The organism is Nonomuraea terrae (assembly GCF_044465245.1).
In the GTDB taxonomy this organism is placed as follows: Bacteria; Actinomycetota; Actinomycetes; order Streptosporangiales; family Streptosporangiaceae; genus Nonomuraea; species Nonomuraea terrae.
In genome coordinates, this window is the sequence record NZ_JBITLL010000009.1 from 412,020 (window position 1) to 438,013 (window position 25,994).

Below are 25,994 nucleotides of genomic sequence, written 5' to 3' on the forward strand. Positions count from 1 at the left end.
TTGTGGGCCAGCGCTTCTTGCACTCTTGGGGACAGGGGCTTACCTGTTCCTACTTCGCGCAGCCGCCGGTGCCGGCGGTCTCCCCGCCGTGATCGTGCTGCTCCTTGTGACCAGCGTAGGCGCGGGCCTGTTCTTCGCCGCGCACAAATGGAATCGCGCCATGATACGGCGAGAACAAGCGGCCCGTCGGTTGGCGGCCGAGCGTGAATACGTCCGGCGCACGGTAGACATGGTGCTGGACCCATCGCTGACCGCGGAGGAACAACTGCTCATCATCGACGGGTTCATCCCCCGTCTCCGTGCACGTGGCGTGCCCGACCCACGACTGGGGCAGCTACGTGGCCGGCTTGTCGTCGTAAACGATCTGACCCCCAAGGCCAGGACGCTCCTCGATCGCGTCAGGAAGGCCGCGTGGACGATTCATAGCTCACGCATCAAGCGCCTGAAGCTGCTGGACGACATCGCAAATGACATCATTCTGCCTCGTGAAATCTGGGAGATCGCCCACCTGCTGCTCACGCAGAGCCTGCTGACAAAGCGCCAGCACGAGGCCCGCCGCGCTGTGGTGACCACACCGGAATTCGAGGCCGTCCTTGCACCGCAGGAAGCGGCGCTGCGGCGCTCAATTGAGGCGACTATGGAGCGTGTCGTCGTTGTCGAGGAGTACGCCCGGCGCGTCCAGGAAGCCGATGCTGCCCTCCTCGCGCAGGAGATGCTGAGAGATAACGATCAGTATCGAGATTTGCTCGCACGTACCGACGATGTTGAGGGCATGCGGCATCTGACCCACCAGGCAGTCGCAGCGAGCGAGGTCCTTGCGAAAAGTGTCAGGGAAGCGATCGAGGTGGGCCAGATGCTCATTGCCCCAGAGTCCACGCGATGAATGCCATGCGGTGTGAAGAACCCGTCACCGGCTCGGGACTGGGGCAGTGAGACGGGCAGTGCCCCGCCCGGCTGCGTCCGTGGAGTTCACCCGCCCTGGTGCATGGTCCGCCAGCTCGACGATCGTCGTGAGCCGGCCCGACCGCCCCGAGCGCGCTGGCGGAGCTACCGGGCCACACGTGTCCTCATCCCCGTTCTCTCGTCCGCCGCGCAGCGCCTATGGCCTGGGGGGCGCTCGGCCAAGCCCTGATCTCTGGCGCGCTCGAGGGCAGCCGCCGCATCACCGCCGGCCTGGACATGCCCTGCACCACCGTCCGCGGCTGCTGCGCCGCGCACGCCGGGCTCCCACCCGCTGCGGGCGCGCGTGCGCCGTGCTCGGTCAGTTCAATCCCAACGCTTATCCCGTGTTCGTCCTTTGCCCCAGTCTGATCGGTACAGGATGAGGTGCTACTCGACGTCGACAGATGGGTGGCCCAAATTCTGTAGGGGCGCTCATACCCGCGGCTCCAGCAGCTTCTCCAAGAACTCCTGCGTCGCCGGATCGACCGAGTACACGGCTGTGCCCATCATGCCGCGAGTAAGGAGCACCTTGTAGGTGTTGCGGATGAGCCGGTCCGCCTGTTCGTCACTGACTCCCCTGCGCATAAGCGCTGGGTCCTTGCTGGCGCTGCGGACGGTGACCAGCTTGCCGTTTCGATAGACGAGGTCGGGGCCGAAGATCACGCCGTTCCAGTCGTACTCGAAGCCCTGGGCGGTGTAGACGCACCCCACCTGCTCGAAGCCGCCGGGTGCGGAGGCCCACAAAGCGCTGGCCGGAGCGTTCCCCACAGCTCTGTCGCCCTTGACGTTCCACGGCCGCGCCCAGTCACCGACCCGCACATCCGCGACCAGGCTGTCGTCCCCGTTCGGGGCACTCCAGGGCCAGCAGAATCCCGCTGTCATCCGCGCGGAATAGCCTGCTTCCAGCCTGCTCCTCAGCAGGGCCTCCAACTCGTAGGGCGACTCGGCGAGGGAAACGGTGAAGTGGTCGTCACCCGTCCATGCCTCCGGAGCGCCGCCGTCCAGGCCCAGGAGCCGCAGCACCCACTCCTCGTACTTGCGGCTCCCGCCGCAGCGGAACTGCGCGTCCAGATCGACCTGGTGCACGGCAAGGCCGAGAGAATGGGCGTAGGCCGTGATGTCAGCGACCCGCCCCATCTCCCCCGGCCGTACCACCTGGTGATCATCCAGCAGGAACACCGGCACCCGCGCGGCGGCGATCAACTCGTCCAGCTGTGGCCGGCCCGTCCGCTCGGCTGACCTGGTGAACCGGTTGGCCGAGGTCTCGCGAATGCGATGGGCCTCGTCGCAAATCAGCACATCGAGTTCGTTGGGTTTGGCGGTCATGAAGTTGTTGAAGTACTTGAACATCGCCTTCATCCGAGTCGAACCCTTGGCGACAACGCGCCTCATCGTCTCGGTGAAGGAGCGCGAACCGGTGGCATGCAAAGCCGAGTAGCCGCGATCAGAGAGCTCGCCCAACAGAGACAGCGCGATGACGCTCTTGCCGGAACCGGGCCCTCCCGTGATGATCACAACCTGCTTCGAGTTGCCCGCCCGTGCCTTCTCCACCGCGTGCAGCACCATCTCGTACGCCAGACGCTGCTCGGCCAGCAAGACGAACTGATCACGGTTCTTGATTTCGCCCGCAGCGACCTTCAGCAGTTGCTTGGACGGGCGGATGACGCTGGACTCCAGGCGATAGGCCGCCGCGGCCCCGGACTCGGGCGCGAACTGAGCCTTGAGGTAGTCGACGAACTGGCCTCTACGCGTCTTGCTGAAGAGCCGGGTGCGCTCGTCCTCAACGTGGTCATAGAGATCGTGGATGTCTGGATCGCTGGCGTTGTGCAGGTAAGCAACTCCGCGCACCGCGTTCCTGTGCTGATCCAGAGCGCCGACGAAATCGGCCAGGTATTCGCAGTAGCCCCGCACCTGCACGACCGGGTGAAGCTTGGGCCGATCCCCCATGCCCGGCACCAGAACGAGATCGGCGTCGTCCTCGTACAGCTCGGCCTGGCTCCACTGCTTGAGCTCGACGATCAGGTAGGAGTCGGCTCCCGTGCGCCGGTCGCGCCCAGCGAGGATGACGTCGGCCCGCTTGCTGGTTAACGGGAGTTGGTACTCGATGAGCATCTCGACGCCACCAAGTCCGGCTTCGACCAGATCCCTGGCCAGAATCGGGATGCTCCGGTCCCAGGACTTGCGTTCGCCCTTACCTGGATTGATCCCTTGAGTGGCGCGCAGGTAGTCCGCAATCACATCGCTGAGGATGCGCTCGGGCACCGACTCGGACACCAGTTGGACCAGACTTTCCGCCGAATGCCGGAAAACGGCCACGGATCTACCCCCAGGCAGCACGAAAGACTCGTGCGGTATGGGGGCGTGTCCGCCATCAGAGCGGAAGCCCGTCGGGCCGCATCACCGATACATCCTGAGATTACCGGGATCTTCACCCAATCCAGTCCCGGTCAGCCGATTGAAGGCCTCTGAATGCGCGGCGGATCGCTGAGGCGGAGCAGAGATCGAGAGCGGCGCGATGAGAGCGATTTCTCGCCAGGTAACTTGCACCAGAAACCGAACGACACCGTTTCCTAACCGTGAGCGGTCGTAGTCTTCACAACCTGGGGTGCTGATCAGTTCAGCATGACCTGGAATCACGGGATACGGACAGATGATCTTGACGGTCTCTCCTAGGTCAATGGGTAGTTTCCCGACGCTACTGCGATAGCCAGGGTGATCGCCTCTAGGCTTGGCCCGTGCAGTCCCTTGCCCTCTTTGACCTCGACAGGACACTCGTTGACCTTGATGCCGGGTTCCTGCGATGGGCGCACGAGTTCGCCGACCAACACCGGCTGGGCCCTGAAGGCGTTGCGTGGCTGGTCTCTCTGGATCGAGACGGCTATCCGCATCGAGAGGTCTTCTTCACCAAGGTACGCGAGCACTTCGCCCTGACAGAGCCGGTCGCCGAGCTTTGGGCCGCCTACCGCAGACGTATGCCGGACCTCGTTCAGCCATACCCAGGCGTATTGGCCGGGCTGGCAGAGTTGCGGGCGCGGGGGTGGCGAGTCGGGATCGTCACCAACGGCATGGCGGACAACCAACTCGGCAAGCTCCACAGGACCGGCCTCGCCGATGTGGTCGACGGCTACGCCGTGTCCGGCGCCGAGGGCATCCGCAAGCCCGAACTGCGCCTGTTCGAGATAGCCGCTCAGCGATGCGGGACCACGCTCGCCCAGGGCGGTTGGATGGTCGGGGACAACCTCATCGCCGACATCCGAGGAGCACGCACGGCCGGCCTGCACACGATCTGGATCGACCGAGGATCCTGGCCAGGCGAAGAACACCAAGCCGACCACGTGGTCAACGACGTCATCGAGGCCATGGCCATCGTGCGTGAAGCCAAGTAGCCCGACCACTTCCCGGGGGCGCTCACAGCCGACCCGAAGTGAGCGCGGATTCGGCCCTTATCGCGGCTCGCTATAGCTGGAACGAAGTGGATGTACGAATGTCGGGCGGTCGGATAAGGTCCGGGTCGTGCGCCTTCGTGCGTTTTCTAGAGCGGTTGCCGCGGCACTTGCCTGTTTCGCGGTCTTAGCGGGCTGTGCGGGAGAACCTGAGCCGCCGACGCTGGCGGACGCGACCCGACAACTGGTGAGCGACGGTGACGCTCTCATGGCGTCAATCGAGGCAGATCTTACCGGGCTGACGAAACAGCGTGCCGAGCAGGATCGGACGACCTCATGCACGTCGGGCGAAGTGCAGCGCTACTTCATGGTGAAGGGCGACTTCGCAGATCCGGACAGGCAGGACGTGCTCAGCCGCATCGGATTGCTGAAGGGCAAGCTTCAGGCTCTTGGCTATCAGGAGGTTGTGGACGAGCTTGACATCCTGGAGGACGGGTTAGGCGTTTCGGTGCTGACACACGCCGAGTCCAGACTGACGTTCGTGCTTGTCGGTCGCCTGTCTGAGAAGCCTAATGTCCTGATCGCCGGCAAGACGGAGTGTTACCCCCGCAACGGCTGAGTGTCCTCATACGGGATCGGGCAGCTGCGCGGCCGCCCTGCGAAGTTGTTCCGCACGGCGGCGGAGGTTGTCGGCAGCGGCCAGGCAAGAATCCTCGAGCTCGTTCATCTCTCCCCTGAGACGAGCTGCGTCGGAGAGGTATCGCTCTGCAGCCGGCCCTCTCCAGAGTGGCTCGTTCTCTCCTGGCTTCGACGGGATGCCCTCGAACGTCTCTGCCAGCGTCTTGGCGTACCTGGTGAATGTGGCGGCAAGCGCTTCCTTCTCGGACGCTTCACGGAGCAGTTGGTCTTTGACGGGCATGCTCAGCCACCCCGCACCCTCAAAGCCTCGGTCAGAGCGCTCGCCAGGCGCCCCCTGATCGCATCTCGCATCAGTTCCTGATCGGTGGAAGACAAGGGCGGTTGCCCGTTCGCGCGAAGCGACTCGGCGAGGAAGCTCGCCTGCTGCTCGACCAGGTCCTCGACAACCGACTCCGCGGTCGCGGGTGTCTTCTTGTCGAAGTAGTCGGTGATCATGTCCTTCATGACCTCCTTTATGTCGTCGAGCATCTTGTCCTTGCCCGTGGACACGAGCGCGCTGCCGATGGGCAGGAACTTGTTGTTGATGTAGTCGACGGGCATCACCATTAAGCTGGCTATTCGTTCGGCGCGCTCGTCGTCACTCCACTCGGCATACGTCGATCCGGACAACAACAGGTTCGCCAATGCCCCCGTACGCGCAGCGAGATTGACATGTGCCCCTCGCTCGTAGAGATCCGGGTCGAGCGGATGGAAGCGACCCATGTCAAGTTCCCTGGTGTAATCCTGCCCCGCCTGCATCAAGGTGTCGGTAGCGACGGAGTCCTGCATCAATGCGCCGAAGAACCGGGAACTCACTTTGGGATCGAGCTTGTCCCACGGCGATCTGGGCTCCACATAAGGGACATCGGGCGAGTTCCGTTCGGCCTGACCTCGCGCGAGATGATCGAGTATGGGTCGGACGTGCTGAGCCAAGACTCGGCTGATAGGCGAGTTGGCGAAGGTCCCGAGGCTACCGCCGACCCAGAGGCTGTTTTCGGATCCGATGCTGTTGATGACGGTGATCCACGCCTGCTCCCGTACGTTGTCCGTCCCGAAGCCCGGCTGCAACGCACCGTGCAGCGCCTTTGCGAGAGCCTCTTCGTAGGCGGGGACGCCGGTCGTCGTGATGGTGTAGGCATCCAGCAGAACCCCGGCCTCATTCGGATGCTCCGCCAGCAGACGCTGGAACGCCTCCGGATTCGCCCCGTACGCCTTCACCAGGTTGTGCAAGCTCCAATTGGGATCTGTGGGAACTGCATCGGAATTCGCTGAGCGGTTCAGCAGGTTGGTGGCCACCCGGTTGAGGAACGTGCCCGACTGCGGGGCCAGCGCCACCAGACTTGTCAGGATGTCCGACGGCGCAGTCTCCACCATCTTCTGCCACTCGCTCCCGAGCCGTCCTGAGCCCTCTGCGCTGGCGAAAGCCTTGGCCAGCAGACCCGGAGAAGAGTCGCCGGCGCTCTTGAGCGCATCCGGGGTCAACCCACGGCGGTTCCCCGGGGCGCGGGTGTTCATCCAGTCGCGGAGCAGCTTCTGGAAGGTCTGCGGGCCGAGTGCCGCCAGCAGCGCCGCCGCGTACGCCGGGTCGTCGGTCTTGCCCTTGAGCGCTTGCAGAGCCTTCTCTAGCTCGTTCCAGCTCTGCCCGGACAGGTGCTGGTCGTGATACTTGAGCGCCTCCACGATGGGACCTGCATCCTTCTGCGCCGCCTGCGCCGCCTCCGTTCCGTTGCTGAACAGGAAGGTGGCGGTCAACATGCCCTGCTGGGTCGGCACCATCCGTTTGAGGGTGTCGATGCGCCATCGGAGGTCCTGCTGCGACTCGTGGAAGAACCACCAGGTGCGGTGCATCGCGGTGACACCAGCGCGGCCGGCCCAGTCCTGACCGGCTTCGGCAATCGCCGCTTCGAGCCCTGGGCGCATCCCGCCCAGGAGCGCCTTGCCTGCTTCCATCTGGCGGATCAGCTTCTCCGCGCCGAGGGGATCGATCCCAACGAACTCCCCCATCGCCCCTCCCAGAGGGTGTGGCTACACCGCGGGAGTCAAGCACAACGGGCAGTCTCGGGTAAATGAGATATACCTTCTCAGAAACAAACGGAATCACTCGTGTACGAATAGTCGCGATAAGTCCAGGACCCATCTTTGGATCACAGACCAGCGCCAAGTTCGTCGCCGCCACTGCCAGCACCCCTGTGTGCACCAGTTTTGGACAGCCTGAATTCCGCTAGCTCAGCCACTGACGACAGGCATAGTTGCGAATCTGGGAGCCGGGGCGCGAGGGCGGAAACAGTTCGTCGCAGTGTGCGGCAAGCAGCGGAGACAGCCGTCTCCTGTCGGGCTCCTGCCGGCGAATGCTTCTGCTCTCTTTTTCGCGATCAGCCCGGATCGAGATCTTTCGACGTGGCGCCACCGGGACGTTCTCACGACGCTGACGCGGCACCGCCGAGACCACTGGCCTATGAGGCTGACGCGGTGATATCGCCTTCTTCTTCACCACCGCGCGCCTGGGGCTGGGTGTCGCTGAAGACGTGGCGCGAGGTACAGGCGTGGGCGTCGGCGGCGCGGGGACTACCGCCGAGCCCTGAGCAACGCTCGGACGCGGCGTCGGCGTAGAGGCAGCATTCGTCGGAGGCACGGCGTTGTCCGTCCCCCACGCGGAAGCGCAGATACCGAAGCCGACGCTGGCCATGAGGCTGACGATGAGTGCCTGCCAAGGCCGGCGATCCCGCTTTCGTACGGAGGACCGCTTTGGCGGAGTCGGGGTCGCGTACGTTCGCCATCCGAGCGCATCAGACTCTGCAGGGAATCGGGGCCGGCGCCGGAGTTGCAAGCCGTACGGTGGTCGACGTAGTGGGCGTGGCTCGCCGGGTGATGACGCTGGATGGTTCTGCTCCGTGTGCATGGTCCTCCTCTCGGGCAGCGTCGTGCATGCCAGGGTGGCGCAGCGTCGCAGCGTTTGACGGGAGCGACGCGGCATGGCGGGCTGCGTGAAGTGAAATGGCCCCGGTCGAGCCGGGGCCGAAGATGGATAAGGTGCGCTATCCACCCAGAGCTTTGTTGATCTTGCCGTTGATCTGCTCTTGCTGCCCGTCGATGCACTTCGCGTAGACCCGTAGGAGCACGTCAACGCTGTGACCGGCGCGCTTGGCGACCTCAGGGGCCGGAACACCCGCGTTCAGCCAGAGCGAGACCGCCGCGTGGCGTAGGTCGTACGGCCTGGCGGCCAGCGACGAGGCCGCCTGTTCCGGCGTGAGTGCGAGTTTGCGAGCTTCCTGCCAGACATAGGAGTGTGCCGAGCTGGAGTAGGTTCCGCCGGTGCTTGTGGCAAAGATCCGGCCGTCCTTGGCGGTGCCGTACTCCGCGATGTGCTCACGCAGCATGGCGACCAGGGCGGGCGGAATCGGGATCTCTCGCGTCTCCTTGTCCGCCCGATGCTTCAGGCTGCGTGACTCGTGGGTCTCGCCCGAGTTCGTCCACCGCTTCGTTGCCTGCGGCCGTGCCTTTTCCAGGACGATCAGCCCCCAGCCTGTCTCGGGCAGCGTGCAGTTTCTCAGTCGCAGGTCAGCTGCCTCTTCGGGCCGGAGCGCGGCGTAGTAGATGCAGGCGAACAGCGCCTTGAGCCGAGCACCGCGCTTACGACCGACCTTGGGCACGGCATCGAGAAGCTGCCTGGCCTGGGCGGGGTTGACTACGGTACGGGGATCGATCACCGTAACCGCCTTGGGCACCGTCCACTTGATCTCGTCGAGCGGGTTACTGCTGAACACCTTCTGCTCCACTGCGTGTTCCAGGAGGTGATGGAGGACCGCGCGCTTACGCCGTACCGTGTTCGCCCCCGCGGCAGCACCAGAGAAGGTGACCGAGATGGCGTCGAGTGCCGTACGCAGAATGCGAGCTTCCCCCAGGGCCGCCAGCGGGAGAGACGCCCGTTCCAGCCAGCTCAACGCCGCGGCTTGTGCCGCACTCAGGCTGGCCCGTCGCTTATCCGGAAGCAGCGCATGGATACGGAGGACCTTCCGAAGTTCCTCATCGGATGGGCGGCGCGGTGCATCGGTGACCAGGGCGGGAATCAGCGTGAGGAGCGCGTAGGCGTCCGTCTCGCGGGTGCGAGCCGCCGAGGTATTCCAGCGGCGCAGGACGTACGCCTGAGCGAACTCCAGGAAGGACGGGCCCTTCGTCTGAGACGCGAGCATGGACACCGGCAGACCAGTGGCGATGTCGAACTCCTCCCCCGCCTTGGTCGCCTGGCGAAGGTCCGACATGAAGGCATTGGCCAGGCCCTTGGTCCGGAAGCTTTTGGACCTGTCCTTACCACCCACTCGCCACCGGGCGATGTAGGCGGACGTGCCGCGATTGGTGCGCTGCTGGATCTGGCCGAGCTGCACGTAATAGGTGGTGTTCATGCCGCCTCCCGTCGTGAGTCGAGCCAGGCCATGAGGTCGCTCCGCCAGACGCGGAGTTCGAGGTTCGGTAGCTGGACACAGACGGGCGCACGGCCGAGTTCGCGCCCGCGGTAGAAGGTGCGCCGAGAGATCCCGCCCAGCTCGGCGAGTACCTGCGGCACGGTCAGCAATTCGTCGCGTCTGGTCATCGGCCACCACCACCCGCGTACGGAAGCCGAGTTCCGGTGATCGCAGCCGCCAGGACTTGCTCTCCGATCGAGAGGCCTTGTCCGGCGTACTGCCAATGGGCGATGACCAGAACGGTGTCCTCGTCGAAGAGTGGAAGCCGTCCTGTGGTGATCTCTTCGGTGCGCATGTGTTCTTCGCGGGCGGCACGGAGGGCGCCGAGGGTGGTGGAGTAGCGGCGGCTCTTGGTGGAGAAGTGGCCGCGGAAGCCGAGCATGTGAGCCCAGTGGATGAGCCGGAGATCGGCGAGGCCGGGTTCACTGCCCAGGCGCATGCAAGCGGCGATCAGCCGGCGAGCATGCTCACGGACAGGCAGCGCGTCCAGGTTGTCGAGCGGTTGGATGCGCCGGTCCAGGGTGCCGACGCATTCGGCGGCCTTGGTGGCGTACTTGGCGATGTAGGCGGCGACGGCCTGATCGGTCAGTTCGCCGTCCATTGTGACGCGCCGGGTATCGAGCTGTGCGCCCCAGCGAAAGGTACGCCTCAGCGGCTTGATTTCTGCCGTCACGGCCGCGACCGCGTGGCGAACGGCCTGGTCCAGGTCGTCGGCCGTCGCCCAGGCCGGTGGCGGCGAGGACGGTCCGTCCGGACCGTCGAGGCGTATGACCGCGTGGAAGTGCACCACGCCGCGGCGCTGGTATTCGGCGACCTTGGCGAAGGAAATGCTGACGTGTTCCCGCAGCGCCTTCACCGTCAGACCGTTGAGCCGTGCGAAGCGTCGGCGCAGGGCCAGGGTGAAACGGCGCCACAGTTCGGAGCTGATGGCGTTGAACAGGACCGAGCCGTCGTAGTCGTAGCAGTCGGAGCACAGCGGCTCACCGAGCCTCACGTCATCAGCGCTGTGCCGATCGGTGCACGACATCACCCGTCCGTGTGGACAGGTCTCGGCGTTGCGGCGGGCGTGGCAGGGCAGCACCTTGCCGTTCTTCTCCCTCCGCACGTGCACGGCTCCGAAGGACGGGGCGGTCAAAGTGACGAACTGGCAGGGGTGTGTGCTGACCGTCTCGGGAACGCCCTTGCCGCCAACGAGGCCGGCCCGGACAAGCTGATATGTGTCCGCCCGATAGATCTCGGCGCAGGCCGGGCAGCGCGACGCGCGCCGGGTCTTGCACGGGACGCGCAGGACGCCGTTGGGTTCGGTGGTGGTGCTGTAGCGGTGAAGGAGCTGACCCGTGGCCCGGTCGTAGTGTTCGACCTTGCCGCGTAGGTGGATGGGCTGACGGCAGCCGCCGGTGTGCTTGATCTGGCAGGCCCAGCGGTTGTAGTCGGGTTGGTTAAGCCGGTGGATCATTCCGGCTACGGCATGGCTGTGGGGCAAGATGGGGTCCGTCCTATCCAGTGATGCTGGGTGTGGATGGCCCCCGGCCTGGCGAACGTCTTGGCGGATGTGTGGCCAGGCGGGGGGCGCTACGGCTATGCGCCGTGGCTGTCGATGCCGCTGCCGTGGCAGTCGGCGCAGGTCTCGTCGTCGGTAATGCCGGTGCCGTTGCAGGTGCAGCAGCGGTAATGCACGAGCGTGGCGTCCATGGTCATCACCGGTTGTCGCGCGGGATGACGCGGACGTAGACGCGGTAGTTGCGCGGGTGGGCGCGGTTCGGGAATGCCCGCGACATCGCGGTGACGGTGAAGACTTCGCGCAGGTGGATCAGGCCGAGCGTGATCTCCGCGCGGTTTCCTTCGAGGCGAATGCGCATGTGTCGACCTCCTAGGCGTCGGGCTGAATGCAGCCCTGGTAGCTGTCTTGGGCGGCGTGGTGGGCACGAGCGGCGGCGAGGATGGCGGTGAACTCGTAGTGGACGGGTCCGAACTCGATGCCGGTCATGTAGTGGCCGTAGGGCAGATGGCCGGGGTCGATCTCCCTGCCGAGCAGGCCGGCGACCCTGTCGACCTCGGCCCGCATCTCGTCGTCGGTGCCCTTGGCCGGGAAGGCCCGGATGGCGACGGAAGCGAGCGGGACCGGCACGTCTGGATGTGCTTCCAGGAAGATGGCGAGGTTGAGCAGGCCGTTGATGAAAGCTCTGCGGTGATCTTGCATGGAGTACTCCCTTCAGGAGGCTGAAGTCCGCAGGATGAGGAGCAGGTCAGAGGTGAGCTGGTCTGATACGCCCAGGCGCGCACGGAGGAGTTCGCGGGTGATGGGCTTGCCATGCTTGGCGTGGTGCTCCGCGGCGACGCGCCGCGCGTAGTCGATCAGGGTCGGGTCGGGCGTGGGTCCGTCGTCTTGGCCGTTCTCGTCAGCCGGAATGAGGGCGGGACGGCCCGCTTGCGGGACGGCACACGATCCGTCTGGGACGGGCGCTGCTGTCCATGACGAGGACATGTGCGGAAGATTCTGCGGTGAGTCGGTACGGCTGACGGTGGCGCGGCGTTCGAGCATGGAGACCGCGACGAGGAAGGCACCGGCCGGAGTGGCCGCGGTGATCCAGCCCCAGACGGTCGGTGCCGCTTGGGCGAGGTTGGCGGCCAGGGACAGGACAATGCCTCCTGTAAGGACGAGGACGGGCCAGGAGACGGGTCCGCGTCTGGTGCGACCGGTCTTCTTGTCGCGTTGGCGTTCGCGGGCGGCCATGACGCAGGTCAGGTCGATGCAGATGGCGATGGCCCAGGACATCCATCCGGACTGGCCGTGCTGGCTGGCGGTCTCCCGGATGTGGGCGAAGGAGCCCGCGCCCGCGATGACGGCCAGGACCACAACAGGACCTGTGTCGAGCAGCCAGCCGGCGAAGCGACGCACCTCATCTCCCCCTCCATCGATCAAGCGGCCTGTGAGTCGGTTGTTTGCTGCGGCTGTGCGGCCATCACCTCGGACCACGTCGGCGTGAGATCGGCATACGTGGTGGCGGCGTGTTCGGCGGTTTCCTCGCTGACGTAGAACGAGCGAGCCCGATACCACTGGCCGTCCTGCGAGGCGACGATCGCGACGCCCGGTGTCTCCGCTGCGATGGCGCGAGCGGAATCGAGCGCGGCCGGGTCGAGGTCACCGAGGGTCATGGTGGCGGTCTCGGGATCGTTGACCCGGTGGCAGATCCTCCCGGAGCACTGCGCACGGAGCGCAGTGACGCCAGGCCCGAGATCCGAGCCGATGCGCTGGCCGCAGCAGAACAGGTAGATGCCGAACGCCCGCCCGAGCTGCGCCACCCGCAGCAACGCCGTAGAGGTCTTGGCGACCTCATCCTTCTCGGACTTGTCGGCCATCAGGTACAGCTCGGCCAACTCATCGACCAGGACGACGACCGGTACCGGCCGCATCGTCGGCGGGAGCTGCCAGATGTTGCGGGCGCCGGCCATCCGGCACACGCCCATCCGGTCTGTCATGAGCGCCACCAGGTCATCCAGCAGCCCGCCGCACTCGGCGCGCGTAGTTGCCAGCGCGGACAGCCGCGGCGCATACGGCGTGAACTCCACCCCGCCCTTGAGGTCGAAGCCCACCAGGGCGACCGGCTGAGGCGCGAGGCCGACGATGAGCGCGTTGGCCAGGTTGGACTTGCCCGACTGAGTCGCTCCCGCGTTGATCCAGTGCGGGACCGTCCTGAAGTCGATGACCCACGGCTTACCGGTCTCCAGCCGTCCCACAGTGACCTTGAGCAACTCCGTCGACGGAGGAAGCTCATGGACCTGGACGAGCGGATCCCGCAGGGTAACGGCGATCCGCACCCGACCCGGTTTGTCGGAGGAGACCCGTACGGCATGCACACCCCAGGAGTGCGCCAGCCGTTCGGCGACCTCGGCGTAGTCGCCAGGAACCTGTCCCTCCAAGGTGTGCAGGGTGACCCGCCACCCGTAGCGGGTGGGAAGCGGGAGCCACATGAACGGTGCGGTGTCCACGGCGATGCGCTGAAAGCGGCGCCTGACCCGTACGACGCCGGTCGAGGCCACCAGCCCGGGAACGGTGGTGAACCAGAACCGCTGCCGCTTCTTGGTCAGCCCGCAGCCCAGGGCGACCTTGCGCCAGGAGGCGCGCACGCTGATCGCCGTGATCGGGTAGCCGATGACGAGCCAGAAGGAACGGTGGTGCCAGCGGCGCCAGGCCCAGAGCCCGGCCGCCGCAGCGGCCAGGACTCCGAGCAGCCACAGGTACTGGTCAGACACTGGCAGCCTCCTGCTGCGGAAGCAGGGCTGTGGCCCGGTAGGAGATGCCCCACCGGCCGGCGATCTCCCACACGTAGCCGAGCAGGCCGACCGCGTGGACGGCGTCACCGGCCGTGATGGGCGGTTCTCCGGTGATGCCGATCTTGACGAGCTCGATCCGGCCGAACTCGTCCTCGACGGAGACGGTGACCTCGTAGACGGTGTTGCCGTTCTTGTCGGTCTTGATCTCGCCGGTGTCCTTGTTCAGCACCCGCGGGCGCGGGGCCTTGACGCAGGTGATGGCGAGCTTGCTGGTGTCGACAGGGATAGGGACGGTACGCATGAGCGCTTCCTTACGTAGTCGCGTTGTGACTCTTAGTGTTCATGGAACACTTGGCATTCTAAGTTGTCAAGGGCTTCCACGAAGACTTGGTTGGCATGTCGTGCGGGGTGTGGTGAAGTAGAGGTCAAACGACCTCATGAAAGGCTCGGGATGGTCGAGAAGACCGGTCGGCCCGGCTATCTCCAAATTGCCGACGACCTTCGCACGCAGATCAGGACGGGCTCACTCGCGCCCGGCGCTGCGCTGCCCTCGACCGCCCAGCTCTGCCAGCGTTACGACGTGTCCGCCAGCGTGGTCAAGGCGGCCATCAGCGTTCTTCGAACCGAGGGCCTGATCGTCGGCCAGCAAGGCAAAGGCGTCTTCGTTCGCGAGGACGCCGCCGCATCTCTCGAAGAGCCGGCCTCGTCGGAGGTCATGGAGCAGCTTTCTCAGATGCGGAGCACGCTGACGGCTCTTGGCAGCCGGATCGCCGAGCTGGAGAAGGCCGTGTTCCAAGAGCCGAAGCGATCTCGCTGACCCGGCAGGTCAACTCTTCCATTTCTGCCCGAATGACCTGAAGCTCGGCCAAAATACGATCATTTGCGGTCACTTCGGCACCCCCTTATCTGGTCCGCCGTTATCCCGACGGGGATGCCGTTAGTTCACCGCGGATCGGGGCTCGTGAGTATCACAGAGCGTTAGCTAAGCTTCTTCATTGCTGCCTGCACGGCGGTTACACATGCGCTTATACATGCGCCCCCTCTCCGAGTGCGCAAAAGGATGCGATGAAGACAATTCACCGCCCCGGATGGCAACCTCTACTCTTGCGCCAGCACCGCGAAGCCCACGGCCTCACCCTCGAAGCCGCAGGTGACCAGCTCCGCCAGGTGGCCCATCGACACGGCCTCGCGGCGCCGGCCGCCAACTTCCAGACTCTTTGGGCACACGAGCAGGGAACGGTATATCCCGGACCACACTACCGTCGAGCTTATTGTCTCCTATATCAGACAAATGAGCCTGCCCTTGGTTTCCGCCTGCCGCTTCCCGGCGAAATAACCGAAGTGGAAAAGTCCATCTCGGATCTCCCCCAGCCCACCGATCCCGCGAGTGACAACGCCGCCGCCCAGGTAATCGAACAGACCTTAATGAAAGTCTCGGGAGCCCCAGCCAACGCCGAGCAGAACGCTCTCCTCAACCGCGTCATAGACGCCTGGCGACGCCGACACGGCAAGGGCAGCCCCAAGCCCCTCCTCACGCTCGTCGGCGGCTACGCCGGTTCGGGCAAGACAGAGTTCTCCCGGTTCCTGTCCGACATCACCGGCTGGGCCTTCCTGGACAAGGACTCCCTGACCCGCGCCATGGTCGAACGCCTGCTCGTCTCCCTCGGCGGCGACCCTCACGACCGGCATACCGACCTGTACCTGCGGGAGGTCCGCCCGCTGGAGTACCGCTGCCTGATGGAAACCGCGTTCGACAACCTCAAGGTAGGCACCTCCGCCATCCTTTCGGCCCCGTTCATCGCTGAGCTGATCGATCCCGACTGGGTGTCACGCCTGACCAACCGCTGCGCGGCCAGAGGCATCGACGTCGCGGTGATATGGGTGCGCTGCGATGCCGAGTCCATGCGCGAATACATCGAGTTCAGGGGAGCTCCCCGCGACGCGTGGAAACTCCAGAACTGGGAGACGTACGTCAGCACCCTCAACACCGAGACCAGCCCGCCGACCGCACACATCACCGTCGACAACCGGCTCGGTGCCGCGATCAGCCTGGCTGACCAGACCCGCGAGACGCTGAAACGGATTCTGAAGTGACCGGAATCGTGCTGTACGGACCGCCGGCCAGCGGCAAGAGCGCCACCACGGTGGCGCTCGCCCACGTAGACCCGAGGTTCACCCTCGTACGCAAGCTCAAGGTCGGAAACCGGCGCGGCACCGAGTACGACTTCACGAGCCCCGAGGAGCTCGCCCGGCTTCGGGCCGCCGGACGGCTCCTGGTCGAATCGCGCCGCTACGGAAACACCTACGCCATCGACCGGCATCAGATCGACCGCCTGACCGCGGCCGGGCAGGTGCCGATCGTCCACTTGGGCAACATCTCCGACATCCGCCGTCTGATCCAGCCGGCGCCTTGGCTCGTCATCCTGCTTTGGGTACCGCGCCGAGTCTGCGAACAACGCTCCCAACAGCGTGGCGACCGTGACACGATCCTTCGCCTGAAGGCATGGGACGAGACGCTTGCCGACTTGGCCGCCAATGACGACGACCTGTTCCACCACCGTTTTCACACGGACCAGGCCACTCCGGAGGAAGTCGCCCAGGAGATAGCCAGTGCGTTCCTTCACCAGCACGAGCCCGGTCTGCGTCACCTCGCCTGACCGTTGATGATCTGATTCCACAGGTCGCTCGCGGCGCGAACGGACATCCACGGGCTTTCCCGGATTTCCTCAACGTTCTCCGACGGAAGGACTCGCACGAACGCGAGGCCGGCGGCAGTGCAGAGCTCGAACATCGGATAGGTGCACGTGCACGTGTGCGCGCGGATCCGGAGACGATCAGCGCGAGGCAGAGGGCGTTCCCACCTCACCTGCGCGGCTTGTGAACTGGGCGCCATCGCGTGGACACCGTGATAGTCGAAGTGCGAGAGCGGACGAGTCACGACCTCACGACCATTCGGCTCTGGTCCTCCAACAGCGCGACGAACGTCTCCATGTCGCACGCGCTAACGGTCTGCTGCAGACCTCTCTCGATATCGACATTCCGGAGCCGAACGCCGCGCCGGGTCGCGTACAGAACGCCTGCATCGCTACAGAAGACCGACCATGCGGGGAACTGGGCGCGAAGCGTCTCCAGATCATGACCAAGCGTTGCCATACCGCGAGCGTAGAAGCCAGCCTGTCTACCCCTATAGGCCCCGTGGGGTAGCCGTGGACACCGATAGGTCTATATAGGCGAATGAAGACCCGTGGCGCCCCCTTTCTACCCTTGAGCGTGTGATGGAGTTCGAGCCCGACCGCCCGCGCTGGCAGCAGATCGCCGATGTCCTGCGCACCCGCATCACAGCCGGCGAGTACCCGCCGAAGTACCTCGTCTCAGAGGTTCGCCTTGTTCAGGAATTCGGAGTCGCTCGCGACACCATACGGAAGGCGATACGCCAGCTCCGCGAGGAAGGCCTCATCTACACCGTCCCCAACCTCGGCAGCTTCGTCAGCCCACCCGCCGACGCCCAACCCGCCGAAAACTAGGCTCCCAAAGAGCTGATCACGTAGTCTCCGGCCATGGCCAGCCGGATCGACTACTACGACGACCCGAATGCACCCACGCCGAACAGCCTCGTGCCCTCAGTGAACGTCGTCGTCACCAACGAGGCAGGCGACCTTCTCCTGATTCGCCGCACCGACAACGGCAACTGGGCACTCCCGGGCGGCGCCATCGACCTCGGCGAGTCCATCCCTCAGGCCGCCATCCGGGAGACTCTCGAAGAGACCGGGATCACTTGTGAGATCACCGGCCTGGTGGGCACCTACAGCGATCCGAGGCACGTCATCCTCTACACCAGCAACGGCGAGGCCAGGCAGGAGTTCTCCATCGTCCTCACAGCCCGCGCCATTGCCGGCGAACCCACCCCCAGCTCGGAGACCAGCCAAGTCCGCTGGGTACGCAGGAAGGATGTCGACACCTACCGCATGGACCGCTCTATGCGCATGCGGGTCAAGCACTACCTCCGCGGAACTGCTCCACACATCGGCTGACCAACGTCGCCATACCGCAGAAGGCCAGGTCAGCAGCACGACCCCCGTGTCTAGTCCCATGAGATACGCGACGTTTCTGTCCCAGGAGATGGGCGACAGGTGATCTAGGAAACATGGTCGACCTTGCGGGGCCGATGAGATTTGACGTTGCGGACCGGTAGATCGGTGGTGCGGCGCACCGTGCGCGGGCCCTCGTCCAGGTCGATGGTCAGTGTGGTGTCGCTGACATGCACGGTGACGACCTGGCCGACATACAACCGTCCCAGGGAGACGGTCTGCCGGGCCACCATGATGACGCCGAAGGAGTTCGCGCGGCGCTGCACCGTGATCGGCGACCGCTCCGGAACCGGTGGCGGCCCGGCAGGGCGGGCGCCGCGCAACTGCAGGCACTTGGCCCAGATCAGCGGGTTCGGGCGAGTGCGCAGCAGCTGCCGGCTGTCGGGGTCGAGGAACATCAGCGTCTTCTCCTCGATCCGGATGGTGACCCGGCGCCCGCCCAGGATCTCGGCCGCCAGCAGATAGCGACCGGCCAGGCTGACCATGCCGTACTTGTTCACCGTCCGCTCCACCTCCACCACCGCGTCACTATCGGCCTGCGGCAGCGGCGACGGCCCCGCCGCACGGCCACCACCGGCGAACAGGCGGGCCAAATCGTTGGTCGACAGATGCGAACGCAGGCTCTTCAACCGCACCCCGCCGACCAGCAGATGGATCACGTTCACATCCGCCCAGAAAGTGACCACCTGACCGGCGCGGGCCGGACCGAGCCAGAACTGCTTACCCGCCACACCCAGGTTTCCGCTGGCCGGCACCACACGGTCGAACTCGATCGGTCCACCCGACCACGCCGCCGGTCGCGTCGGCCGCTTGGCCACAGGCATGCCCTCGTTGCTGCTCTTGCGGCGCTCCGGCGCCGCAGCACTGACGTCGGCCGCCGCATCGTCTAGCGCGTCGTCCATGGCAGGCGCTGGGTCCGACTGGGCGGTCAGAATCGCCGGCAGGCGCAGCGGCAGCAGCTCTCGCTCGGCTGGGCTCACCGGCGTGAACCGGTCGGCGGGCACAGCCATGTCCAGGCTCTGGTGCGGCCGGGCGGTGTTGTAATGCTCCACCCACGCATCCAGCTCCGCCTGGAACGCGGCCAGGTCCTCGAACGGGCCCGCACCGTCCAGCAGCTCGCGGCGCATGCTCTGGTGGAAGCGCTCCACCTTGCCGGTCGTCGTCGGTGAGCGCGGCTGAGTGAGCCGATGCACGATGGCGTTGTCCCGGCAGATCCGGTCGAACAACACCTCACCACCGTGCCCGAACCGCGCGGTGAACTGCTTGCCGTTATCGGTCAGCACCTCACCCGGCGCACCGAACGCGCGCAGCGCCTTGGTGAAGGCCAGACACACCGCCCGGCCGGTGGCCCGCACCACCGCCTTGGCGATCACACAGAAACGCGAATGGTCATCGACACCGGTGACCACCTTGACCTCACGCCCATCGGACAAGAACACGCCGCCGACGATGTCCAGCTGCCATAACTCCATCGGTGCTTCACGCTGCCAGCGCCGAAAGACCTTCCTGCGCCGTCCCGCCCCCGGCTCGATCAGGCCGTGACGCTTCAACGCCCGATACACGCCCATCCGCGACGGCGGCGGATCGATACCGCGTCGCCCGGCTTCATGCGCCAGCCGGACCGGACCCCACCGCGGATGCTGCCGCCGCAGCTCACAGACCAGCACCTCCGCCTCCGCCGGTATCTGCGACGGAGACGAGTGCGGCCGCCTCGAGCGGTCCACCAGGCCGCCCAGCCCGGACTCCCGATAGCGCGACACCCAGCCCGACAACGTCTGCCGCGCCACCCCCACCTCCCGGGCGACCTCGGTCACCGAACCGCCGGCCAGCACCGCCAGCACAGCCCGATACCGCTGCTCGACAACAGACATATCCACCAGGGCCAATCCCGGCCTCCCGACGCGCGACGCCCGTAAACGACGCACGAAAGATCGGCCGACAACGGCACCTGTCAAACATGTCCTGGGACAGAGGTGTCAAGCATCTCCCGGGACAACACAAGCAGCACGATCCCCGAACGGATGAGAACTTTCTCTACGATCTCAAGGGCAGCCCGCCTGCGGCGGCCTGCCGCGCGTCGGGCAGGCGCTGGCCGCGCTGCGGCTCTCCGGCCGGTCGCGACCAGCGCCGCCACGCGCACATCCTATATTGGCGGTATCTTTCTGCGTCTCAGACCCATACTCGATGCCGCCGAAGCTATACACCCTCGTATAGCGACCTTGTCGCGCGAAGTACACTCAAGTCGAAGGTCCGTTACGCTTAGCCAGCGCAGACAAGGTGGCGTGTACAGCGACTCCAACTGCGCCAAGCGAAAAGCACCTATAGACCAAGTCACATAGTAGCGGAGCCAATGAAGACAGGAGTAGGGCGACATGAAGCTCAAGCAGGAGGCGCGAGTGCTTAAGAAAAAGGCACTCTCATCCCTGGTTGCAGCGACCGAAGCTTTCAACTCCCCACACGACATCGGTCGCAGCACAAAAGTCCTCCTCCACCTCCAACACTCCTTCGAAATGCTAATCAAGGCCGCCCTCGTCCAGGCAAATGTTATGGTATTTGATTCTCATTTGGGACGCTCATGGGGCTTTGAAACGTGCATTAAACACGCACTCGGTCATCCCAAGATTCAGCTCAGCGACTCTGACGCAGGAACATTGCGGGCGATTGACGCCATGCGCGACGATGAGCAGCACTGGTTCAATTTCGTATCCGAGCAATTACTATACCTTCACGCCCGAGCCGGCGTTACGCTCTTTGACGACATTCTGCAGCGCATGTTCAAGGAGGAATTAACGACGTATTTGCCACACCGAGTCTTACCTATATCCGTCGACCCGCCGCGGGATCTTGCCCTAGTTCTCGACGAAGAGTACACACAAATAGCAGCTCTAATGTCGCCAGGTAGACGCGCCCGCCATGAAGCCTGTGCCCGTATACGCACGCTTCTTGCCATGGAAGCTCACGTCGAGCCCGATACTCGCGTCTCTACCAAGGACGTTGCGCGGGTCGAGCGAGGTATCAGAAATGGAAATCCTCGCGAATTAGTCTTTCCTAGACTAGAAGAGATTTCAACAACGGTGGATGGACACGGAATTACTATAACAGTCCATTTTACCAAGAAGCAGGGTGCTCCGGTCCGCTACGTGGCGGATGATACCGTACCTGCCGCAGCCATCCGAGAAGTAGACCTCCAGCGCAAGTTTCATCGGTCGGCCACAGACCTAGCGATAGCATTAAAGCTCACAGGACCAAGGAGCGCAGCCCTTCGACAACACCTAGGGATCGATGCTAATGAATCGTGTAGTCACGAGTTCGTCTTCGGTTCACAACGACACCGACGTTATTCCGATAATGCCTTTGTATTGATGCGGGATGCTCTTGTTTCCATAGATATGGAAGCAGTATGGCAAGCACACAAGCCACGCGGCAAGGCAGAACCAGCGACTCCGTGCTCGCTTACGGGTTGCAGAGCAGCGGTATAACAAACAGCACTCAGGCCAGCTGTGGGACCGAAAGTTCATCCGTACGACAGGACTCCCATAAGTCACGCACGATGCACTTATGGCACTCCTCGGCACCCACTTCATTTGACCCTAACTCTGTGGACGCCGCCTTGCAACAGTCTCGGCTATGAAGGCAGCAACGGCAGCGGGCTCTTCATGCTCCCAGACACGAATGACATCCCAGCCTGCCGCCTTGAGGTATTCGTCTGTGGACTCGTCTCGAGCCTGGTTCCGTACCACTTTGGCTGACCAGTATGAACTATTCACATGAGTAGCCCGCATCCCGTGCTCAGGACACCCATGCCAGAAACAGCCGTCAATAAAGACAGCAACGCGCGCAGAGCCGAAGACGATGTCAGCGCGTCGTCGCAGGCCGGCGAGCGGCGCGATATCCACCCGATAACGCAAACCTGACTTATGCAACAATCGCCGGACAGCCATCTCAGGCCCTGTGTCCCGCGTTCTTTGTCTCTGCATTCGTCTCCGCACTGCCTCGCTGCTCGCCCAGCTAGGCGCCACACCGTCAGTACGTGGCGTGCGACGGGAAGTACTCGGACGGCCGGCACTACGCTTCCTGGTCATAGATCACCCGGGGAGTATGAGTTGAGCGCTATCTCGGTGCGCTTGGGTCATGCGCAAGAGACGTGGCCTGCCACCTCCAAAGCTGACCAGAGCCTCGCCAACTCCCAGGGTTCTAATCTGATCAGCAAGTCTGGAGTCGCTAGGATTGAGCTTCCTTGCTGCCACTGTCGCCACAGTAGCGTCGGGAAGCCGGAAGCAGATCTTGGTCTGGGCATTGGTCTTGACCACATCAGGAAGGTCTGCAGGCTGTTGTGTGGCTAGGATCACCGCCAACCCCTTTGAGCGACCCTCTCTGATCATTGTATCGATTGCCTTGAATCGAACTACCCGATGCGCTTCATCCACAACTATGATGTAACGAATGGTGTTCGGAACAGGTGGCAATGACTGTATCTTGAGCAGCAAGGCAGAGAGAATAAAGCCAGCCGCTAGCACTGTAGTCTGGCCATTACCGGGAATCCTGCTCAGGCCGAACACCACATTTTCGTCTATTACATCGCCGAGAGGCGGGCCCTCCTTAAATAGCTCGTTTCCAGTGAGATCGCCCATTATGCCAGCTAGATCCGAGTCTAGCTGGTCGTGCAGAAGGCGTAGTGTCGGCCACCGCTCCTCTCGCTGCGCGAGGGTATAGGCAACCCTCAACGCCTTCTCGAGCTTGGCTTTCTGGCGCACGCCCATACGCGTGAACGACTGTGTGGCGACATCAACAGTATCGCGAAGCTCGATCACCGCCGTGTCAATAGCCCTCTCAGAGTTCTCGGCGAGGGCAAGCGGATTGAATGGCGCACCATCATTCCAGAGATCGAGGAATTGCGCCTTTGCCAGTGTCGGAAAACCTGTGTCGTCACTATAGTCGTTCTTGAAATCAGCAATACTAAACTTGCTTCCGCTATACCGAGAGAGCTGAGCGAGAAGACTCATTGTGAACTGAGTCTTCCCCATGCCGGAGCTTCCCCAGACCTCGATATGCCCATTCTGGAGTTCATCTTGCATGGGACCTGCAGGATGCCAGCGTACTTCTTCATTTGTCGAAGCATCCCAACCAAGTAGCGGCGCGTGAAAGGCTACCCTCTCGGCAAGCGCCACGGAGGTACTGCCCTGGGCACCATCGTTATGGTCTGCCTGTTGTTGTGAGGCTTCCATCGAGTCGGTTTCTGGTGCATGCTCGCCCGTGTCCGGCTTTGGCATCGGCCCACTGCTTGGCTCCTCGTGCTGCGACGCGGAGTCAGTCTTGCTAGCTGACAGACCATCGTCATCAACGTTCGACTTCGCTTCCGGCCTGCGACGGATGCGACCGCCTTGGAGAGGGGGTCGTGCTGCCTCGACCGTGCGTAGCTCTGTTAGCCGAACTTCTGTTGCCCTTTTAAGCAGGTCCTCCGTTAGCTTTATGCTATGTATTACGACTGGGACAATATCGCCGGCTACTTTTTGTGGATAGTACCGGTCACCCTCCTTAGCGTTTGGGCCGAAGACCAAACCAACACCTGCCCACTCCAGTGTTCCGACGCCTTTTCTGAAGGCCTCGAGAGCCAACAGTTCGCTGGCGTCGAGCTTAAATCGCGACTCCCGCGCGACAGAGTACGCTGCCTCTGCAATGCGGTTCAGCCATAGCCTGCTGTGAACCGAATTTAGTTCTGGATAGGCAGCCCAGCGGGTTGCAGCGAGAGTCTGATTGAGCTGGTCCAGGGCTCCGCTGGCCGCGTCCACTTCGTCGCTACGACGCGCCTTGACCTCTATCGCCGCAACGTGGACACCTCCCTCTGATGGATCAAGAGCTATAGCCAGCAAGTCGGCGCGCTTCCCGGGGAACCAGTGTCGATACTCATCTAGGCTTACTAGGAGTACGCGGCAGCCAGGTGGCAAGGGCCACGGTGTGGTCGTAGTGGCAAGTAGGGAAAATGCCACCACATGCCCGACCAGTTCATTGATCCCTGCGCCGCTGGTAGCGGCCTGTAACGCGAGAATTCCATAACCCTGACTCGCGACGCGGCGAATCTCGGTCCCGATATCTAGGGCGAGATCGAAGTCTGAGACAATGTTTGCAGCTCGCAAACTACGCCCAATCGCCCGGTCTGCTGCGCCGCCTGACTTTTGACTAAGAACTAGGGACAAGGGGCTGTCGCCACCTAGCCGTCGTTCCTGATGTAGGATCGCCACTCGGTCGACGCCGAGAGCTTGTTCGAGGCTGTCGCGAGTAACATATCGATCCAAGGTCGCGACCCAAAGCGCGAGCTCATGCACCTCTTGGAGAGCATCGGCGATATCCATTGCCCCAGTTCGGACCTCGGGGACTTGCAGCGGCTCGCCGTCACCAGGCCAATCGTCGTCGATGGCATTCTGCAGCTTCAGCCACATAGTTCCAGCAGGCGTCGTCGCTGGCGGCATAAGAAGCATTCGCCGATCCCGACCTGGCCTTTGAGAAGTGCGAGGAGCGAACAGGACCTCATCGTCCTGTGCAGGAGGCGCTACCTCGCGGGATTCCACTTGAAGGCGACTCCCCCCATCGCTGATGCCTGTAACGAGGGCCAGGTGCACGGCCGGACTGACGCTCCCAGTCGGCTGAAGCGCCTTCTTTGCATGCTCCAGGCTATCCAGGTACCTCAGTTCCAACACGTCGCGACCATCTCTCAGTGCCTCGTCCGCGGCCGCAAGCGTCCGCCAACTCGGGCGAGCCTGTGCTTCGCGGCCCACGCAGAAGATCTCCACCTTGGCCACAGCAGTTCGCCCAATCTTGCGCCCGATGAGCTTCACTGCTTGGGAAACCAACAGATCTGCTGCACCAGGGCCGTAGGCCAGGCATCGTAGATGTCCCGCCGCCTCGGGCTGAAGGGACAACAGTCGAACGATGACGGACGTGAGGGCTCGACTGGCGTGACCGCTCTCGTCCCGACTCTCCTTGCCTCCGTAAAGGCTCCATATGCGCCCTTCACTCGTGGGTAGCAAAACCCTGTCGCGAGCGCGCAATCTCACGTGCGCAGGATGATGCGAAGCTGTGCAGCCGGCGATCCCTGCCGCGGTGGCAGCTAGTGGCTCTGCAGCTCCTGCCGTCGGTGCAGCCTCAGACGCTCGATTGGAGACTGTGTCGAAGAGCAACCACAATGCTTCAAGATACTGTGCCAGCCATTCGGCTTTCAGCGGCGCAAAGCCGGTAAGTGCCACAGATTGCCCGGACTGCACGACGGCGCCTGCCAGAGCAAGTTGCTCGGCATTGGACGCTCGCCCACAGGTCTCCTCTCGAACACACGCCGCTGTCCAGTTTTCCACCCACCTACGAAGCTGATCGGGAGCTAGTCCCTTCTCAAGTACTCCGCGAGCCAGCTCATAAAGGCGGTTCCCGACAGGGACCAAACTAGAAGCTACAGCGCCCGTGTTGGTGACAGTAGCGCTACAGAAGTTGCTGAGTGTCGGTTCACCTTGCGCGTGCAGTGTTAGACCGGGATGTTCGGCAAAGTGCAATGCAGCCCTCAATAGCGCCGCATCGTCTAAGTCTGGACGCCAATCTACCTGAACTGTGCTGCCGTCTTCGCTATATAGTCGGAGTTGCAGTACCGCCAGATCCCCTGGCCCTAGATCTGCGTCCTGAAAAGACTCGGTTACGGAGTCAATATGAGCGGGCTGAAGAAGCAGCCCATCAATTTCGATTCCCCTGTGCTCCAGCCTGCGCATCAACCCGCCCAAGCGCATGCGCGCACAGGCCAACGTAATGGCACGGACTGCGGCGCTTCGATTTCGCACCGTTGTAGGGGGCGGAGGGCTGATGACGCGAATCCGTTTTAGGGGGGTCTCAAGCTGCTGTACGGCACGAATTAGAGCATATTCAGGACACGAAGGGATGCTGCCACTGACAGACTTGTCGCGAAGCAGTCTTTCTAACTTCGATCGCGTGCTTTTATCAAATATGAGACTATTCTGTGTAGCGTCCAGCTCCAGAAGTTCTCGAGCCGCATCGCGCTGTTCCGAACTGCGCTTTAGATGATCAGTTATTCCTATATAGATTTCCCAAGGCAGATCCTTTGCCCGTTCTCCTTCCCGCTCTGATTTGCGGCGATAATCCATGATTTGCGTTAGCACAGCGGTAGCCAGATC

At 63.5% G+C, this 25,994-nt stretch carries 23 protein-coding genes and 1 pseudogene; 9 read left to right on the forward strand and 15 right to left on the reverse strand.

Features of this window, described 5'->3' with window-relative positions; genetic code table 11:
- Positions 1-88 precede the first annotated feature (88 nt).
- Complete coding sequence (locus ACIBP6_RS44245) at positions 89-883, forward strand: hypothetical protein (RefSeq protein WP_397060906.1); 795 nt, start codon at positions 89-91, stop codon at positions 881-883.
- A 491-nt stretch (positions 884-1,374) separates the two neighbouring features.
- On the opposite strand, the gene ACIBP6_RS44250 is transcribed toward ACIBP6_RS44245, so the two are convergent.
- Positions 1,375-3,258, reverse strand: coding sequence for a DNA/RNA helicase domain-containing protein (locus ACIBP6_RS44250; protein ID WP_397060908.1), 1,884 nt, complete (start codon positions 3,256-3,258; stop codon positions 1,375-1,377).
- 419 nt (positions 3,259-3,677) lie between these two features.
- On the opposite strand from ACIBP6_RS44250, the gene ACIBP6_RS44255 reads away from it, so the two are divergent.
- Together ACIBP6_RS44255 and ACIBP6_RS44260 are read left to right on the forward strand one after the other, a co-directional pair.
- Complete coding sequence (locus ACIBP6_RS44255) at positions 3,678-4,328, forward strand: HAD family hydrolase (protein WP_397060910.1); 651 nt, start codon at positions 3,678-3,680, stop codon at positions 4,326-4,328.
- Positions 4,329-4,455: 127 nt separating this feature from the next.
- On the forward strand, positions 4,456-4,944 hold the full coding sequence (locus ACIBP6_RS44260; RefSeq protein WP_397060912.1) for a hypothetical protein: 489 nt from the start codon (positions 4,456-4,458) through the stop codon (positions 4,942-4,944).
- 6 nt (positions 4,945-4,950) lie between these two features.
- Here the strand turns inward: ACIBP6_RS44260 and ACIBP6_RS44265 are convergent, their stop codons facing one another.
- The 10 genes from ACIBP6_RS44265 to ACIBP6_RS44310 form a co-directional block, all read right to left on the reverse strand.
- The gene (locus tag ACIBP6_RS44265; protein WP_397060914.1) at positions 4,951-5,244 is read right to left on the reverse strand and encodes a hypothetical protein; all 294 of its coding nucleotides are present in this window, start codon (positions 5,242-5,244) and stop codon (positions 4,951-4,953) included.
- A gap of 2 nt (positions 5,245-5,246) precedes the next feature.
- Positions 5,247-7,007 carry a hypothetical protein gene (locus tag ACIBP6_RS44270; RefSeq protein ID WP_397060916.1) on the reverse strand — a complete coding sequence of 587 codons (1,761 nt, stop codon included), beginning with the start codon at positions 7,005-7,007 and terminating at the stop codon, positions 5,247-5,249.
- Positions 7,008-8,038: 1,031 nt separating this feature from the next.
- Entirely contained in the window at positions 8,039-9,403 is a 1,365-nt protein-coding gene (locus tag ACIBP6_RS44275; RefSeq protein WP_397060918.1) for a tyrosine-type recombinase/integrase, read from the reverse strand.
- A complete protein-coding gene (locus ACIBP6_RS44280; protein WP_397060919.1) occupies positions 9,400-9,591 on the reverse strand; it encodes a helix-turn-helix transcriptional regulator in 192 nt (63 codons plus the stop codon). Before ACIBP6_RS44280 ends, ACIBP6_RS44275 begins: the two co-directional genes overlap by 4 nt.
- A complete protein-coding gene (locus ACIBP6_RS44285; protein WP_397060921.1) occupies positions 9,588-10,919 on the reverse strand; it encodes a replication initiator in 1,332 nt (443 codons plus the stop codon). Before ACIBP6_RS44285 ends, ACIBP6_RS44280 begins: the two co-directional genes overlap by 4 nt.
- A 241-nt stretch (positions 10,920-11,160) precedes the next feature.
- On the reverse strand, positions 11,161-11,322 hold the full coding sequence (locus tag ACIBP6_RS44290) for a hypothetical protein (RefSeq protein ID WP_397060923.1): 162 nt from the start codon (positions 11,320-11,322) through the stop codon (positions 11,161-11,163).
- 11 nt (positions 11,323-11,333) lie between these two features.
- Entirely contained in the window at positions 11,334-11,663 is a 330-nt protein-coding gene (locus tag ACIBP6_RS44295) for a hypothetical protein (RefSeq protein WP_397060925.1), read from the reverse strand.
- A 12-nt stretch (positions 11,664-11,675) separates the two neighbouring features.
- Complete coding sequence (locus ACIBP6_RS44300) at positions 11,676-12,362, reverse strand: DUF2637 domain-containing protein (protein ID WP_397060927.1); 687 nt, start codon at positions 12,360-12,362, stop codon at positions 11,676-11,678.
- 20 nt (positions 12,363-12,382) lie between these two features.
- A complete protein-coding gene (locus ACIBP6_RS44305; protein WP_397060929.1) occupies positions 12,383-13,717 on the reverse strand; it encodes an FtsK/SpoIIIE domain-containing protein in 1,335 nt (444 codons plus the stop codon).
- Positions 13,710-14,039, reverse strand: a complete 330-nt coding sequence (locus tag ACIBP6_RS44310) for an SCO3933 family regulatory protein (RefSeq protein WP_397060931.1) — start codon at positions 14,037-14,039, stop codon at positions 13,710-13,712. The genes ACIBP6_RS44305 and ACIBP6_RS44310 overlap by 8 nt, the downstream gene beginning before the upstream one ends.
- Before the next feature lie 150 nt (positions 14,040-14,189).
- Between ACIBP6_RS44310 and ACIBP6_RS44315 the strand changes: the two genes are divergently transcribed.
- On the forward strand, positions 14,190-14,555 hold the full coding sequence (locus ACIBP6_RS44315; RefSeq protein WP_397060932.1) for a GntR family transcriptional regulator: 366 nt from the start codon (positions 14,190-14,192) through the stop codon (positions 14,553-14,555).
- A gap of 281 nt (positions 14,556-14,836) precedes the next feature.
- On the opposite strand, the gene ACIBP6_RS44320 is transcribed toward ACIBP6_RS44315, so the two are convergent.
- Positions 14,837-14,965, reverse strand: coding sequence for a hypothetical protein (locus ACIBP6_RS44320; protein WP_397060934.1), 129 nt, complete (start codon positions 14,963-14,965; stop codon positions 14,837-14,839).
- Between the two features lie 114 nt (positions 14,966-15,079).
- Between ACIBP6_RS44320 and ACIBP6_RS44325 the strand changes: the two genes are divergently transcribed.
- The 4 genes from ACIBP6_RS44325 to ACIBP6_RS44340 all read left to right on the forward strand — a co-directional run bounded on the left by ACIBP6_RS44325 (position 15,080) and on the right by ACIBP6_RS44340 (position 17,769).
- Positions 15,080-15,832: an AAA family ATPase gene (locus tag ACIBP6_RS44325; protein ID WP_397060936.1), complete on the forward strand. Its 753-nt coding sequence runs from the start codon at positions 15,080-15,082 to the stop codon at positions 15,830-15,832.
- Positions 15,829-16,395: a guanylate kinase gene (locus tag ACIBP6_RS44330; RefSeq protein ID WP_397060938.1), complete on the forward strand. Its 567-nt coding sequence runs from the start codon at positions 15,829-15,831 to the stop codon at positions 16,393-16,395. Before ACIBP6_RS44325 ends, ACIBP6_RS44330 begins: the two co-directional genes overlap by 4 nt.
- Before the next feature lie 618 nt (positions 16,396-17,013).
- Positions 17,014-17,262, forward strand: coding sequence for a GntR family transcriptional regulator (locus tag ACIBP6_RS44335; RefSeq protein ID WP_397061290.1), 249 nt, complete (start codon positions 17,014-17,016; stop codon positions 17,260-17,262).
- Positions 17,263-17,295: 33 nt separating this feature from the next.
- On the forward strand, positions 17,296-17,769 hold the full coding sequence (locus ACIBP6_RS44340; RefSeq protein ID WP_397060940.1) for an NUDIX hydrolase: 474 nt from the start codon (positions 17,296-17,298) through the stop codon (positions 17,767-17,769).
- A gap of 476 nt (positions 17,770-18,245) precedes the next feature.
- On the opposite strand, the pseudogene ACIBP6_RS44345 reads toward ACIBP6_RS44340, so the two are convergent.
- A pseudogene (locus tag ACIBP6_RS44345) lies at positions 18,246-19,697 on the reverse strand (IS481 family transposase); the annotation flags it as partial.
- A 501-nt stretch (positions 19,698-20,198) separates the two neighbouring features.
- Between ACIBP6_RS44345 and ACIBP6_RS44350 the strand changes: the two are divergent.
- Positions 20,199-21,305 (forward strand): DUF3644 domain-containing protein, encoded by a 1,107-nt coding sequence (locus ACIBP6_RS44350; RefSeq protein WP_397060942.1) that lies wholly within the window; start codon positions 20,199-20,201, stop codon positions 21,303-21,305.
- Between the two features lie 111 nt (positions 21,306-21,416).
- Here the strand turns inward: ACIBP6_RS44350 and ACIBP6_RS44355 are convergent, their stop codons facing one another.
- Complete coding sequence (locus tag ACIBP6_RS44355) at positions 21,417-21,908, reverse strand: very short patch repair endonuclease (protein WP_397060944.1); 492 nt, start codon at positions 21,906-21,908, stop codon at positions 21,417-21,419.
- Between the two features lie 3 nt (positions 21,909-21,911).
- A complete protein-coding gene (locus ACIBP6_RS44360) occupies positions 21,912-24,263 on the reverse strand; it encodes an ATP-binding protein (RefSeq protein ID WP_397060946.1) in 2,352 nt (783 codons plus the stop codon).
- Between the last annotated feature and the right edge of the window lie 1,731 nt (positions 24,264-25,994).